The following is a 13,698-nucleotide window of genomic DNA, read 5'->3' on the forward strand; positions in this document are numbered from 1 at the left end:
GTGGTCTTGGCCACGGTGTTGTTGCTGTTTGCCGTGACGCGCCTGCCCAGCGGCAATGTGTGGGATGCCTTGCTGGACCCGTGGTTGTGGACGGGCTTGCAACTGGCCGGCTTGCGGCGTTTCTGGCGCTGGAGGCGGGGGCGGGGCTGAACCGGCCTAAGGGGTGCTGCGCTGCACCAGCCATTCGCGCCGGAACAGCCATTGCTGAGGGTGCCAGACATTGGCCAGGGTGATTTCACCACTTTGATGACGGCCTTTGACCTCCCAGCGTTCGGCCAATACCGTGCAGCCCGGCAGACACAGGGGCTGGGTGGTTTCGGCACGGGTTTGCAGCCAGACCACCGCGTCGTGTGTGGTCAGCAGGTGCTGCAGCGTCTGGGCGTTGTCGCGGGCAGGGTGGCTGCCCAGTGCATCACCGTCATAAGGCACAAAGTGGTTGCCTGGCAACAGGAATTCAAAACGTTCAAACTGGCCATTAAAACTGCTGGGCACGGCAAGGCGCTGCTGCTTCACGGACGCGATGTTGGCTGCGGTGTAGCGACCTGATGGCCCGTTCAGTGGTGCGGTGGTCAGACCCAACACGGCAAAGACGGTGAGTGTGGCTGCCAGGGTGCAGGCACGCGTCCAGGCCGGTCTGATGAGCCCCAGCACGACCAGCATCAAACCAAAGCTTACGGCGAGTTGGGTCGCGATCAGCTCGGCTGTGTTGCCAATGGCCAGTTCGTGCTCGGCCCAGGCAATGCGCCCCAGCACACCGATGAAAACCCCGCACAACAGCAGCGACGGCACAAACCAGCCGCGGGCAATACGCTGCCAATACAGCGCGATCAGCATGGCCAAAGCGGGCATGGCCGGAATCAGGTAACGCGCCGAACGCTGGCTTGGCAGGGTGAACACCAGCAGCCACACGCCAAGCCACACCAGCAGCAGGGTCAGGTGCACCGGCAGGCGCGTGCGCGTGGTTTTGCTACGCCAGGTCAACAGGCCTTGCTGCAGCCCCAGGCCCATCAATCCCAACACCACAAAAGCCAGCAGGCCGGCGTTTTGCACATAACCCAGGCTTTGCGCCCAGATGCTGAAGCCACCGCCAAACAGGGCGGTGTGCCAGTAGCCTGCGCTGTTGCTGAGTTTGCCGGCGTTTTCACCCAGGACAAATTCCTGCCACACCGCTGCGGGGTCAGGGTCGAGCACAAACCACAGACCAAAAATGCCCAGGGCCATGAGCGTACTCAGCGCGACTTTGGCGCTGATGGCCAGCACGGCGCGTCTGGTGATGCCGGGTGTGATGGCCAATTGCGCACACCACAGGGTGGCGGCGGCCGGGGCGATCAGGGCAAAGGACTTGTAGGCCAGGCCCAGCCCCATGGCCAGACCAAAACCGGTGTGGACCAGCCACCCCAGCTGACGGGGCGGCTGGTCGGCCTCAGGGGCCTGACCCAGTCGCCACCACAGCAGCGCCAGCACGGGCAGGTTCAGCCAAAAGGTTTCGGGCGCACTGGTGAGGTAGGTACGGCCAAAGCGAAAGGTACAGAAGAACGCCAGATAAACACAGGCCGCCAGCAGGGCGCTGCGGTGATCGCGGCTGATGCGCTGGACGATGGCGCCAATAACGCCGGCAGTCAGCAAGGTGTAGCCCACGCTGGGCGCGCGCAGGGCCGCCATGTGCCAGTTGGCGCCCCAGTCACCCGCCAGCATCGCCTGCCAGAACAGCAACGGCGGTTTGGTGTTGCGCATGTGGTCGAGTTCGGACACCAGCGGCAGCCAGTGGCCACTGGCGGCGGTCAGCCGGGCAATGTGGGTGTAAACCAGTTCATCCCCATTGGTGGGCACATATTGGCCATCCAGCCCCAGCAGGTAGACGGCGATGGCCAGGCCCAACAGCAGCAGCCAGGGCCAGCGGGAGGCGGTGGCGCGGGAACTTGCTGTCGGAGCGATCAAGACGGGCACAGGCATGCGCTATTTTGGCGCACGGTGGCCAAAGGTCCAGCGGTCATTGGCCAGGAAGTTGCTCACGCTGGCCACCACAATGGCCAGCACATTGGCCAGCAGATAGTGCAGGCTGTGCGACAGCCAGAGCGTCAGGCCGTATTGCAGTGCAATACCCAGCCAGGACGCCAGGGTGTAACGGCCAAACTGTCCGGCCAGGACTTGCCAGGGCGTGGTTTCCAGATGCAGGTGGTGCGCATGGGCCGCCTTGACGCGGTCCGCCCAGGTCCAGAGCCGGTTCCAGGTGAAGTTGTTGACTGTGGCGACGAAAATGGCCAACGCCAGCGAGGCGTACAGACGCTGGCGCGGGTCGGCGATGGGCGCAAACAGGAATTCCTGCGCCAGATACAGCATGGCCATATTGACCACGGTGCCACTGGCGCCGACCAGGCCAAATTTGATATAGCGAAAACCCTTGAGCCATTCAATGGCCGAAACAACAAAATCTTGCATGGAAGACGCACGCATCAGTGCGTGTCTGGACGGTCTTGGCCGAGGGCGTGCAGGGCATCCGCCAGCACAGGGTCGGGAGCGATGCGCTTGAGGCATTGGTTGTCGCCATCACAAAAAGTCAGCCGGTGGTTGTAGGCTGACAGGCAGGGAGAGCAGGCAATGCCCGATTCCAGGATCTGCGCCCGTGGCCCCAGTGGACCATACAGGCGGCCGGTTTCGGGACCAAAAAACACCATGGTGCGAATCGGCGTCAACGAAGCAAAATGGCCCGGACCACCGTCATTGGTGATCAGCAGGCTGGCGGCGTGAAACAGCATCAGCAGTTCGCGGATGCTGCGGGTATAACCGGTCAGATCAACGCAGGCCCCGCTGTTGACCTGGGCCTGCAGCTGGCGGGCCAGCTCGGCATCATCACGCAGGCCGATCAGGCCGACGGCGTGGCCGGCGGCGCACAGGCCACGGGCCACGGCGGCGTAATGGCTTGCCGGCCAGGCCCGCTCGGGCAGCAGGCCGCCGCCGGCATACAACAGCACCACTTTGCGTCCTGCCAGTGGGGGGTGATCGGCCAGCATTTTTTGCTGGTAGGCCTGTAGTTCTGTCGGCTCGAACGGCACCATCAAGCCGGTGTCGGCGGGCAGCTCGCGGATCGGGGCTGCCTTGTTGCGCGGCATGGCGGCGTCGTCCAGCGCATCCACCAGCGAGAGAAATTGTTTGGTGATGTGCTGGTAGGGGTTGTAGGGAATGGCGCGATTGATGAAGCTGCCACGGTACAAACCTTCCTGGGTATGGGGGGTGAATCCAACACGCAAGGGGCCACCGCTGAGGTAACTCATCAGGCTGCTGACACGGGAAAACAGTTCACAGTCGATCACCGCGTCCAGCGGCAAGGCGCGCAGCGCCTGGCTGACGCGCCAGATATCACCCAGCAGTCCCAGGCCGGCGCTGTCGTCCAGGGCATGCAGGTGTTCCGGCCGGGCCAGCCCCAGCAGCTTGGCAACTTCCTGATTTTTCTTGAGCTGCAGCACATGCAGAGTGACACCGGGGTAACGCTGGCGCAGCGCCGCAAACATCGGGCCGGCCAGCACCACGCTGCCCATTTCGGACAACAGGATCACCAGGATGTGGCGCGGGTTGGCCGGCATGCGCACCGCCTGGCGGCCAGACACCAGCCGTGCCCAGAGCGACACGACGGCACACAGGACCTGGCCAACCCAGCGGTCAATCCAGCGTTGTGTCTGCAGCTTCATCCGCGCGGTTTACAGCCCGGCAGCGTCGCGCAGCAGCTCGGCGCGGTCGGTCCGCTCCCAGGTGAACTCGGGTTCTTCACGGCCGAAGTGGCCGTAAGCCGCCGTCTTCTCGTAGATCGGGCGCAACAGGTCCAGCATCTGGATGATGCCTTTGGGGCGCAGGTCAAAGTGCAGGCTTACCAGGGCGGCAATTTGCTCGTCGGGAATGACACCTGTGCCTTCGGTGTAGACCGTCACGTTCATCGGGTGCGCCACACCGATGGCGTAGGCTACCTGGATCTGGCACTGCTTGGCCAGCCCGGCGGCCACGATGTTCTTGGCCACGTAGCGGGCCGCATAGGCGGCCGAGCGGTCCACCTTCGTCGGGTCTTTGCCGCTGAAAGCGCCGCCGCCATGTGGGCAGGCACCCCCGTAGGTGTCGACAATGATCTTGCGACCGGTCAGGCCGCAATCACCTTGCGGCCCACCCACGACAAAACGGCCCGTGGGGTTGATCAGGTATTTGGTGTCGGCGGTCAGCCATTCCTTGGGCAGCACGGGTTTGATGATTTCTTCGCGCACGGCCTCGTAAAAGGCATCGGTCATGACGTGTCCCAGGCTCATTTCCGGGCTGTGTTGGGTGGACAGCACCACGGTGTCGATGCTGTGCGGCTTGCCATCGACGTAACGCATTGTGACCTGGCTCTTGGCATCCGGGCGCAGGAACGGCAGACGGCCATCCTTGCGCAACTGCGCCTGGCGCTCGACCAGCCGGTGGGCGTAGTAGATCGGCGCGGGCATCAGCTCGGGGGTTTCGTCGCAGGCGTAGCCAAACATCAGACCCTGGTCGCCAGCGCCGGTGTTGAGATGGTCGTCAGAGGCGTGATCCACGCCCTGGGCGATGTCGTTGCTTTGTTTGTCGTAGGCCACCAGCACGGCGCAGCCTTTGTAGTCGATGCCGTATTCGGTGTTGTCGTAGCCGATACGCTTGATGGTGTCGCGTGCGACCTGGATGTAGTCGACGTTGGCGTTGGTGGTGATTTCACCGGCCAGTACCACCAAACCGGTGTTGGTCAGGGTTTCCGCAGCAACGCGGGATTTGGGGTCTTGTTTGAAAATGGCATCCAGAATCGCGTCGGAAATCTGGTCGGCGACCTTGTCGGGGTGACCTTCCGAGACGGATTCGGACGTGAAAAGAAAATCGTTCGCCATGGCTTGATGCTCCTAAAAAAGTTAACAACCGGGTTGCGTTGCCTGGGCTTGAGGAGCTGTCAGCGAACGCTTTAGCAGATTTGTCAAAGTTTTGACAAGGCACAATGGCGGCCTGTTGGGCTGCCTCTGTGGGTGTCGCCCTGCAAGTAGTTCCATAACTCAGCGACTTTGCGTAGTTTATCTCACCCCATGATGTCCTTGTTCAAACTGTTGTCTGTGTTGCCGCTGGGGGTGTTGCATGGCCTGGGCTGGCTGCTGGGCTGGGGGGCATTTGCCGCGTCCGGCAGCTACCGCCGCCGTTTTCTGGACAACGCACGCCAGGCCGGACTGGGCGCACGGGCCTGGCTGCCTGCTGTGGGGGAGAGCGGCAAGATGCTGGCCGAATTGCCGCGGCTGTGGCTGGGCCGCCCGGTCCGCATCTTGTGGGACGGAGAAGCCTACGCCGATCAGGCGCTCCGGCAGGATCGGGGGGTGGTGTTCCTGACGCCGCATCTGGGGTGTTTTGAGATCGCCTCCCAGGCTTACGTGCAGCGATTCGGGCACCTGGGCAAAACCATGACGGTGCTGTATCGCCCGCCGCGCCAGGCCTGGCTGCGGGCGCTGGTGGAGCGCGCGCGCCAGCGTCCGGGCGTGCAGACCGCGCCGACGACGCTCGCGGGTGTCAAGCAGATGATCAAGGCCCTGAAAAAGGGGGAATGGGTCGGGTTGTTGCCAGACCAGGTGCCCCCTCAAGGCATGGGTGTGATGGCACCATTTTTTGGTCGGGACGCCTACACCATGACGCTGTCGGTGCGGCTGGTGCAGCAGACCGGCGCCAATGTGTTGCTGGCCTGGGGGGAACGTTTGAGCTGGGGGCGTGGCTACCGGGTCCATGTGCGGCCACTGGCGGTATCGTTGCCTGCCGATTTGCCCGAGGCGGTGGCGTTGGTGAATCAGGCCATGCAGGCGCTGATCGAGGAGTGCCCGCAGCAATACCTCTGGGGTTATGCGCGCTACAAGCAGCCGCGCGAGAGCCTGTGAAGGCGTTGGCGTCCGGCATGTCAGGGGGTGTTTCGAGAATGATGAGTCAGCTCAGTTTGCTGTTGATGCGTGGCCTGGCCTGGTTGCCGTTGGCCTGGGTTCGTGCGCTTGGACGGCTGCTGGGGTGGTTGTTGTATGGGCTGGTGGGGTCACGCCGCCGTGTGGTGGACACCAATCTGCGCCTGTGCTTTCCCTCATTGACGCCGACGCAGCGACGTGCCCTGACGCGCCAGGTGTTTGTTTGTTTTGCCCAAGCCTGGCTGGACCGGGGCTGGCTCTGGCATGGCACACCCGAGCGGGTGCGCCAGCGGCTGCGCTTGTCTGGTGCGGTGCACGAACTGGCAGGCAGTGAGCCGGTGGTGATTTTTGCGCCGCATTTTGTCGGGCTGGACGCTGGCTGGACGGCTTTGACGCAGCAATTGCCGCGCCGTTTCACGACCATCTACACCGACCAGGCCAACAAGGTCATGGACGCCTGGATCCTGGCGGGACGCCAGCGTTTTGGCTCGGTGCGCCTGTTTGGCCGTGTAGATGGGGTCAAGCAGATTGTGGCAGCCCTGCGTGCCGGGGAGCCGTTGTATCTGCTGCCTGACATGAACTTTGGTCCGCATGAATCGGTGTTTGTGCCGTTTTACGGCGTCAGCGCTGCCACCGTGCCCAGCCTGTCGCGTTTTGCCCGGCTCGGGCGTGCCAAGGTGGTGCCGGTGGTGACCCGCCTGACCGCCACTGGCTACGAGGTGCAGGTGTTGCCACACTGGCCGGACTTTCCGGGGGCAGATGCCCAGGCCGACACGGCGCGCATGAATGCCTGCCTGCAGACCTATGTTGACGCCATGCCGCAGCAGTATTACTGGGTGCACAAACGGTTCAAGGACCGGCCACCGGGAGAGCGGCCGGTTTATGAGTAAAATGGGCCTCTAGCCCGGATAGATATTGATTGGTTAGCTATTTATTGGATAGCAAAATCAAGGAGTGGGTGTTGTGTTGACAACCGGTACTGTGGCCGCTGCAGGGGCGTCCGGGTGAGCCCATTGCCACAGCAGGGTGGCCACTTCGTCGATGCCCTGGCGTTTGGTGGCTGAAAACAGGCGCACTTCACCGCCACCGGCCTGCAATTTCATGATCGACAGGGCCTTGCTCTGCTCGGCGCGGGTGAGTTTGTCGGCCTTGGTCAGGATCACCAGGAATTTCAGGCCTTCTTCCACCCGGGGGCGTACCACGTCGAGCAGGATTTCATCCAGCTCGGTCAGGCCGTGGCGCGGGTCACACATCAGCACAATCGCTTTGAGGTTCTCGCGTGTGACCAGGTAGTTGGCCATGACCTGTTGCCAGCGGATCTTGTCCTGCTTGGGCACGGCGGCGTAGCCGTAACCCGGCAAATCGGCCAGCACGGCGTCGGTCACCCCCTGTTTGCCCAGGGCAAACAGGTTGATGTGCTGGGTGCGTCCCGGTTTTTTGGAGGCAAAGGCGAGCTGCTTTTGCTGGGTCAGGGTGTTGATGCAGGTGGATTTGCCGGCGTTGGAGCGGCCGACAAACGCAATTTCAGGCACGCTCAGTGGCGGCAGGAAGTGCAGTTGCGGGGCGGTGGTGAGAAATCTGGCCGTATGCAGCCAGCCCAGCGCCAGTGGGGCGGTGATTTCAGGACGGGCCGGCGGCACGATGGTGGCCGGGCTGGTGTCGGCTGGGCTTGGGTGCTTAGTCATTCAGTAAGTTAGAGAGAATTGTCGCATTGTAGAATTACCCGGTTTTGCAACACTGACCTGACCGTATTCACTATGAAGCTCATTTCCACATTCATGATCGCTGCGTCACTGGCCGCGACGGCTTTTTCCAGCTTTGCGCAACAAGCACCGGCTGCTGCCGCCAAGCCGGATTTGGCCAAGGGTGAGGCCAGCTTCGCAACGGTGTGCGCCGCCTGCCACGCACCGGACGGCAATTCGCTGATTCCGGTGAATCCCAAGCTGGCACAACAACATCCTGAATATCTGGTCAAGCAACTGCAGGAATTCAAGGCCGGCAAACGTGTCAATGCCGTCATGAATGGTATGGCCGCGCCGCTGAGCGACGCCGACATGAAAAACATCGCCTACTGGCTGGGGAGCAAGAAGGCCACACCAGGTGCTGCCAAGGAAAAAGAACTGGTGCTGCTGGGTGAACGCATCTACCGTGGCGGGATTGCAGATCGCCAGATTCCCGCCTGTGCCGGTTGCCACAGCCCGAACGGCGCCGGTATCCCGGCCCAATACCCCCGCCTGAGTGGCCAGCATGCGGATTACGCGGTGGCCCAGCTCAATGCCTTCCGTGATGGCAGCCGCGCCAACAGTGTGCAGATGACCCAGGTGGCGGCCAAGCTCAATGACCGCGAGATCAAGGCAGTGGCCGATTACATTGCCGGATTGCGCTGAACCCAGTGCCGGGTGATTGACCCGGGCACACTCTGTAGGCGGGCCGTTTCTGACGGCCCATTTTTTTTGCCCATGTGATGCGTGAACGGGGCGGCTGGCGCTTGTCCCTGGTCGAGCAGACTCATGTAAGAAAGTCTATTCTCCGGCGACTAAGCAGCATCGAAAGGGTTACACCATGTTCATCAAAACGGATCACAGCGGCTTCAACCATGCCGTTCCAAGCGACATCACCGCCCCGGCGGTTTACCAGACCCGGCGTGAACTGGTGCGTCGAATGCTCACCGGGGCAGCGGGCGCCACCCTGGCGTCGTGGGCAGCGCGCGAGTCTTTGGCTCAGGCCGCTGGTGTGACACCACCGGGGCAGAATGCCGCCTTGGCCCGCAGCCTGTCCAAGGTTCCCGGCGCCATGAGCCTGGACAAAGTGACGGATTACAAGCTGGCCAGCAGCTACAACAACTATTACGAGTTTGGCACGGACAAGGCCGATCCGGCCAAAAATGCCCACACGCTGCAAACCAGCCCCTGGACCGTGGTGGTCGAGGGATTGGTCAAAAAGCCGGCTCGCTACACGTTGGAGGACCTGCTCAAACTCAGCGCGCAGGAGGAGCGGATTTACCGCCTGCGTTGTGTCGAAGGTTGGTCGATGGTGATTCCATGGGTCGGGTACTCGCTGTCCGAGCTGGTCAAGCGGGTGGAGCCGCTGGGCAGCGCTAAATACGTGGAGTTTGTCACCCAGGCCGACCCCAAGACCATGCCCGGTGTGGGTTCGCGCGTGCTGGATTGGCCGTATGTGGAAGGGCTGCGGCTGGATGAGGCCATGCACCCCCTGACACTGCTGAGTTTTGGCATGTACGGTGAGGTATTGCCCAAGCAGAGTGGGGCGCCAGTACGCCTGGTGGTGCCTTGGAAATACGGCTTCAAGAGTGGCAAGAGCCTGGTCCGGATCCGTTTCACCGACAGGCAGCCACAGACCGCCTGGAACAAGGCCGCGCCCGGGGAATACGGGTTTTATTCGAATGTGAACCCGGATGTGGATCACCCGCGCTGGAGTCAGGCGACCGAGCGCCGCATTGGTGAAGACGGGCTGTTTGCCCGCAAGCGCAAAACATTGCCATTCAATGGGTATGAAGCCCAGGTCGGGCAGTTGTATGCCGGGATGGACTTGAAGAAATATTTCTGATGACCACGGTGCGTGAACGGCACTGGCGCACGCGTTTGAATACGCTGTGCCAGCAGCCTGGGGCCAAACCACTGGTGTTCATGTTGCTGCTTGGCCCGTTGGGCCTGCTGGTCTGGGCCGTGGTGGCCGATCAGCTGGGGGCCAACCCGGCGCAGGCGTTGGTGCGAGCCACTGGCGACTGGACCTTGCGCGCCTTGTGTCTGGTGCTGGCGGTGACGCCGCTACGGGTGGTGTTGCAGGTGCCGGCGCTGGCGCGCCTACGGCGCATGCTGGGTTTGTTTGTCTATTTTTACGCCACGCTGCATCTGTTGAGTTACGGCTGGTTTGACATGGGGTTCGAGCTGCCGGAGATCATCCGCGACATTGCCAAGCGGCCATTCATCCTGGTGGGGTTTCTGGCTTTTGTGCTGCTGTCCATGCTGGCGCTGACCTCGTTCAACCGCGCCATTCGGGCGCTGGGGGGGCAAAACTGGCAGCGCCTGCACCGGCTGGTTTACGCGGTGGCGGTGCTGGCGATGCTGCATTTTTTCTGGATGCGGGCGGGCAAAAATGATTTTGCCGAGGTGGCCGTTTATGGGCTGGTGCTGGTGCTTCTGCTGGGCTGGCGAGTTGTGCGGTTGATGAATAAAAACAGGCGTTAGCCCACGTATTCATTCATTTTGTTGCTATGTTTTAGATAGCAATTATTTGACCGGCTGAGGCTGGTGACTCAGGGTGTTTGCACCGGCTTGGGGCGGCTGGCCGCATCCGTGGCGGGCAGCAGCGCGTCCGGCAGGCTGGCGCGGTTGGCGGCGGCGGGGTGGGTTGGCAAATACAAGGGGCCTTGCTGCCCACAGGCCAGCAAGTTGACCGCGACAACACCAAGGACAAGCGTGCGCACTAGAATTTGAGTCCACTTCGACATGGCAGGATTGTAATGACTGACTCAGAATTCATGGACGCCGCTGAACGGGTGCTGAAGGCCGTTGAGGCCAGCTGTGACCGGATCAACGACGAGACACTGGCCGACATCGACAACCAGCGCTCGGGGGGCATGATCACACTGGTGTTTGCCAATCGCAGCCAGATCGTCATCAATTTGCAAAAACCACTCCATGAAATCTGGCTGGCGGCGAAATGTGGCGGTTTCCACTACCGCTTGGATGGTCAGCAATGGCTGGACACCAAGGGTCAAGGTGAATTTTTTGCATCCCTGTCGGGTTATGCCAGCGAGCAGTCGGGCATGGCGCTGGTGTTTTCGGCGTGATGCTCAGTTCTTGAACAAATCCAGTATCTTGCGTTTTTCATCAGCGGGGGGCAACGGGATCACCTGCGGCTGGTTGTCCGTGCTTTCATTGGCTGAACCCAAGGTGGAGATACCTGATCCTGGCGCGTAATTGGTGAAATACCATTCCCCACCGGAATTGACCACGCCCTCGGGCACCGGCACTTCCATGATGGGTGTTGTTTTCAGCGCCGTGGCCATGAACTCGATCCAGATGGGTAGGCTCAGGCCACCGCCGGTTTCCCGGTCACCGAGCTTCCTGGGCGTGTCATAACCCACCCAGGTGATGGCGGCCAGCGTGGGCTGGTAACCTGCAAACCAGGTGTCCATGGAGTCATTGGTGGTGCCGGTCTTGCCATAAAGGTCCGGGCGTTTCAAGGTGGCCTGGGCGCGCGCAGCCGTGCCCGAGCGGGCTACTTCCTGCAGCAGGCTGCTCATGACAAAAGCGTTGCGTTCATCAATGGCACGAACGGAGTCGTCCAGCGCTGGCGCCTTGGTTTCTGCCAGCAGCTTGCCTTTCTGGTCTGTCACTTTGGTGATCAGCCACGGGTTGACCCGGTAGCCACCGTTGGCAAACACCGAGTAGGCCGTGGCCATCTGCATGGGCGTGACGGAGCCGGCACCCAAGGCCATGGTCAGGTAGGCTGGATGTTTTTCTGCGTCAAAGCCAAACCGGGTGATCCATTCCTGGGCATTTTGGGCGCCAACCGTTTGCAGGATCCGGATGGACACCATGTTTTTGGACTTGGCCAGCGCGTGGCGCATGGACATGGGGCCTTCAAATTTGCCATCGTAATTCTTCGGCTCCCAGGGCTGGCCGCCGGTCACGCCAGCACTGAAAAACAGGGGACCATCGTTGATGATGGTGGCTGGTGTGACGCCATGCTCCAGCGCTGCTGAATAAATGAATGGTTTGAAGCTGGAGCCGGGTTGCCGCCACGCCTGGGTGACGTGGTTGAATTTGTTCTTTTCAAAGTCAAAGCCACCAACCAGGGCCTTGATGGCGCCACTACGTGGGTCAATGGCCACAAACGCCCCTTCCACCTCCGGTAGCTGGGTGATCTCCCAGCTTGACTTCGGGGTGCGCACCACTCGGATGACCGCCCCACGGCGAATCCGGATGTTGGCCGCGGCTTTGTCGGACAGGCCGGACTGTGCCGGTTTGAGGCCCTCACCAGTGATTTCGACCATTTCCCCGTTCTGTCGGATGGCGGTGATTTTTTTGGTATTCGCATCCAGCACCACCGCAGACATCACATCACCGTTGTCTGGATGCTCTGCCAGTGTTTCGTCGATGACATCCTCTGCCTCAGCTGGGGTGCCCGGAAGGCTGACAAATTTCTCGGGACCGCGGTAAACCTGCCGGCGTTCGTAATTCATGATGCCGCGCCGCAGCGCCTGGTAGGCGGCGGTCTGGTCAGCAGCGTTCAGTGTGGTGTAGACGTTCAGGCCCCGGGTGTAGGTTTCGGGGCCGTATTGGGCAAACATCAGTTGGCGAACAGTTTCGGCGACGAACTCAGCGTGCACCGCCGCAGTAGAGCTGCCATTTTTGACCTTGAGCTCTTCGCGTTTGGCAACATCAGCCTGGCTGGCGGTGATGAAGCCGTTTTCCAGCATCCGGTCGATGATGTAGAGCTGGCGCGACTTGGCACGTTTGGGGTTGCTGATCGGGTTATAGGCGGACGGGGCCTTGGGCAGTCCGGCCAGCATGGCCGCCTCGGCGACGGAGATGTCCTTGAGCGGTTTGCCAAAGTATGCCTCTGATGCTGCCGCAAATCCATAGGCGCGGTTGCCCAGAAAGATCTGATTCATGTAGATTTCCAGAATCTGATCCTTGGTCAGCAGGTGCTCCAGTTTGAAGGTCAGCAAAATTTCATAAATCTTGCGGGTGTAAGTCTTCTCAGACGACAGATACACGTTGCGGGCGACCTGCATGGTGATGGTAGAGGCACCCTGGCTCTTGATGCGCCCCAGATTGGCCAGTGCCGCGCGGGCGACGCCGATGTAATCCACGCCACCATGCTGGTAAAAGCGGGCATCTTCAATGGCAAGAACTGCTTCTTTCATGACTTTGGGGATGTCCTGAATCGGCGTGAGGTGGCGCCGTTCTTCACCAAATTCCCCGATCAACACACCTTCTGCCGAAAAAACGCGCAAGGGAAGTTTGGGCCGGTAGTCCGACATGTCCGAGATGTCGGGCAGGTTGGGGTAGGCTGTCGCCAAGGCAATGGCCAGAATCAACAGCACGGAGGTCGCACCTGCCACCAACATACCACTGATCAGCAGGAGTGCTCTGACCGCCCAGTGACGGGACGGCTGCTGGCGGCTGGCTGTCGGCTTGTTTTTATCAGAGGGGGGAGGTGAGGTGGTATTGGCGACCATAAAAAATTCGTGTTAACGCGCAACCAGAGTCGGCATGGGAGCGGTACTGATGAAGTCGTTAGTATCCCTTGACGTCAGTGTGCCAGTGGGCTGGTGGTCGTTCTGATATGCAGTTTAGATGGTGAACAGCCTAAATCGTCCATATTTGGCAACGCTCGCGAGGTGTAAATTGCGTAAAAATCTTTGTGTGACAATGCTCTTGCTGATAGCATTGAAGTGATTTCTCAAGACCGGTCCGGTTTTTTGCTTGTTTGTCTAAGGGCTTATGTTGTTTTCTCTGGGGTCGTTATTCAGTCGTCAACCGCCGCCCATGTTGGGGCTGGACATCAGCTCGTCCAGCGTCAAGCTGGTTGAGTTGGGAATCGATAAGGCCGGCGGCATGGTTTTGGAGAATTGTGCCATCGTGCCGTTGGAGCGCGGCTGGATCACGGATGGCAACATCGAAAAATTCGATGAGGTGGCGGATGCCGTGCGTCGTGTGGTCAAGAAAAGCGGGACCAAGACAAAAAATGTCGCCATGGCCTTGCCTCCTTCGGCCGTCATTACCAAAAAAATTGTGCTCCCTGGCGG

The 13,698-nt window shown here is 61.0% G+C and carries 14 protein-coding genes; 7 read left to right on the top strand and 7 right to left on the bottom strand.

All coding sequences use genetic code 11. The features are described from left to right. Positions 1–156 precede the first annotated feature (156 nt). The 4 genes from PHW99_RS05940 to metK are packed head-to-tail and all read right to left on the bottom strand — an operon-like array spanning position 157 to position 4,877. Positions 157–1,953, bottom strand: a complete 1,797-nt coding sequence (locus PHW99_RS05940) for a phospholipid carrier-dependent glycosyltransferase (protein ID WP_300174716.1) — start codon at positions 1,951–1,953, stop codon at positions 157–159. Between the two features lie 3 nt (positions 1,954–1,956). Beyond that, the gene (locus tag PHW99_RS05945; protein ID WP_300174717.1) at positions 1,957–2,439 is read right to left on the bottom strand and encodes a GtrA family protein; all 483 of its coding nucleotides are present in this window, start codon (positions 2,437–2,439) and stop codon (positions 1,957–1,959) included. A gap of 14 nt (positions 2,440–2,453) precedes the next feature. Next, positions 2,454–3,686: a glycosyltransferase family 9 protein gene (locus PHW99_RS05950; protein WP_300174718.1), complete on the bottom strand. Its 1,233-nt coding sequence runs from the start codon at positions 3,684–3,686 to the stop codon at positions 2,454–2,456. Between the two features lie 9 nt (positions 3,687–3,695). After that, positions 3,696–4,877: a methionine adenosyltransferase gene (gene metK / locus PHW99_RS05955; RefSeq protein WP_300174720.1), complete on the bottom strand. Its 1,182-nt coding sequence runs from the start codon at positions 4,875–4,877 to the stop codon at positions 3,696–3,698. 189 nt (positions 4,878–5,066) lie between these two features. Between metK and PHW99_RS05960 the strand changes: the two genes are divergently transcribed. After that, entirely contained in the window at positions 5,067–5,897 is an 831-nt protein-coding gene (locus PHW99_RS05960) for a lysophospholipid acyltransferase family protein (protein WP_300174722.1), read from the top strand. Positions 5,898–5,935: 38 nt separating this feature from the next. Next, entirely contained in the window at positions 5,936–6,805 is an 870-nt protein-coding gene (locus PHW99_RS05965) for a lipid A biosynthesis acyltransferase (RefSeq protein ID WP_300174724.1), read from the top strand. Between the two features lie 57 nt (positions 6,806–6,862). On the opposite strand, the gene yihA is transcribed toward PHW99_RS05965, so the two are convergent. Then, positions 6,863–7,522 carry a ribosome biogenesis GTP-binding protein YihA/YsxC gene (gene yihA / locus PHW99_RS05970; RefSeq protein WP_366913091.1) on the bottom strand — a complete coding sequence of 220 codons (660 nt, stop codon included), beginning with the start codon at positions 7,520–7,522 and terminating at the stop codon, positions 6,863–6,865. 150 nt (positions 7,523–7,672) lie between these two features. On the opposite strand from yihA, the gene PHW99_RS05975 reads away from it, so the two are divergent. The 3 genes from PHW99_RS05975 to PHW99_RS05985 all read left to right on the top strand — a co-directional run bounded on the left by PHW99_RS05975 (position 7,673) and on the right by PHW99_RS05985 (position 10,123). Beyond that, positions 7,673–8,302 (top strand): c-type cytochrome, encoded by a 630-nt coding sequence (locus PHW99_RS05975; protein ID WP_300174728.1) that lies wholly within the window; start codon positions 7,673–7,675, stop codon positions 8,300–8,302. A gap of 175 nt (positions 8,303–8,477) precedes the next feature. Then, positions 8,478–9,482 carry a protein-methionine-sulfoxide reductase catalytic subunit MsrP gene (gene msrP, locus PHW99_RS05980; protein WP_300174730.1) on the top strand — a complete coding sequence of 335 codons (1,005 nt, stop codon included), beginning with the start codon at positions 8,478–8,480 and terminating at the stop codon, positions 9,480–9,482. Further along, a complete protein-coding gene (locus PHW99_RS05985; protein WP_300174732.1) occupies positions 9,482–10,123 on the top strand; it encodes a protein-methionine-sulfoxide reductase heme-binding subunit MsrQ in 642 nt (213 codons plus the stop codon). Before msrP ends, PHW99_RS05985 begins: the two co-directional genes overlap by 1 nt. Before the next feature lie 68 nt (positions 10,124–10,191). Here the strand turns inward: PHW99_RS05985 and PHW99_RS05990 are convergent, their stop codons facing one another. Continuing rightward, positions 10,192–10,386 (bottom strand): lipoprotein, encoded by a 195-nt coding sequence (locus PHW99_RS05990; protein ID WP_300174734.1) that lies wholly within the window; start codon positions 10,384–10,386, stop codon positions 10,192–10,194. Between the two features lie 12 nt (positions 10,387–10,398). Here PHW99_RS05990 and cyaY point away from each other — a divergent pair, with 12 nt between their 5' ends. Further along, positions 10,399–10,728 (top strand): iron donor protein CyaY, encoded by a 330-nt coding sequence (gene cyaY / locus PHW99_RS05995; protein ID WP_300174736.1) that lies wholly within the window; start codon positions 10,399–10,401, stop codon positions 10,726–10,728. 3 nt (positions 10,729–10,731) lie between these two features. Here the strand turns inward: cyaY and PHW99_RS06000 are convergent, their stop codons facing one another. Beyond that, positions 10,732–13,017, bottom strand: coding sequence for a penicillin-binding protein 1A (locus tag PHW99_RS06000; RefSeq protein WP_300174738.1), 2,286 nt, complete (start codon positions 13,015–13,017; stop codon positions 10,732–10,734). A gap of 379 nt (positions 13,018–13,396) precedes the next feature. Between PHW99_RS06000 and pilM the strand changes: the two genes are divergently transcribed. Then, on the top strand, positions 13,397–13,698 hold a 302-nt coding region (gene pilM, locus PHW99_RS06005; RefSeq protein ID WP_300174739.1), incomplete at its 3' end, for a pilus assembly protein PilM.

Source organism: Rhodoferax sp., assembly GCF_028689305.1.
Classification (GTDB): Bacteria; Pseudomonadota; Gammaproteobacteria; order Burkholderiales; family Burkholderiaceae_C; genus Rhodoferax.

Bases quoted from the DNA above. Each gene is read 5' to 3' on its own strand.
- PHW99_RS05965 (WP_300174724.1), top strand. From the start codon at position 5,936: ATGATGAGTCAGCTCAGTTTGCTGTTGATGCGTGGCCTGGCCTGGTTG.
- PHW99_RS05950 (WP_300174718.1), bottom strand. From the start codon at position 3,686: ATGAAGCTGCAGACACAACGCTGGATTGACCGCTGGGTTGGCCAGGTC.
- PHW99_RS05940 (WP_300174716.1), bottom strand. From the start codon at position 1,953: ATGCCTGTGCCCGTCTTGATCGCTCCGACAGCAAGTTCCCGCGCCACC.
- PHW99_RS05960 (WP_300174722.1), top strand. From the start codon at position 5,067: ATGATGTCCTTGTTCAAACTGTTGTCTGTGTTGCCGCTGGGGGTGTTG.
- PHW99_RS05975 (WP_300174728.1), top strand. From the start codon at position 7,673: ATGAAGCTCATTTCCACATTCATGATCGCTGCGTCACTGGCCGCGACG.
- PHW99_RS05945 (WP_300174717.1), bottom strand. From the start codon at position 2,439: ATGCAAGATTTTGTTGTTTCGGCCATTGAATGGCTCAAGGGTTTTCGC.
- PHW99_RS05985 (WP_300174732.1), top strand. From the start codon at position 9,482: ATGACCACGGTGCGTGAACGGCACTGGCGCACGCGTTTGAATACGCTG.
- msrP (WP_300174730.1), top strand. From the start codon at position 8,478: ATGTTCATCAAAACGGATCACAGCGGCTTCAACCATGCCGTTCCAAGC.
- PHW99_RS05990 (WP_300174734.1), bottom strand. From the start codon at position 10,386: ATGTCGAAGTGGACTCAAATTCTAGTGCGCACGCTTGTCCTTGGTGTT.
- cyaY (WP_300174736.1), top strand. From the start codon at position 10,399: ATGACTGACTCAGAATTCATGGACGCCGCTGAACGGGTGCTGAAGGCC.
- PHW99_RS06000 (WP_300174738.1), bottom strand. From the start codon at position 13,017: ATGTTGGTGGCAGGTGCGACCTCCGTGCTGTTGATTCTGGCCATTGCC.
- metK (WP_300174720.1), bottom strand. From the start codon at position 4,877: ATGGCGAACGATTTTCTTTTCACGTCCGAATCCGTCTCGGAAGGTCAC.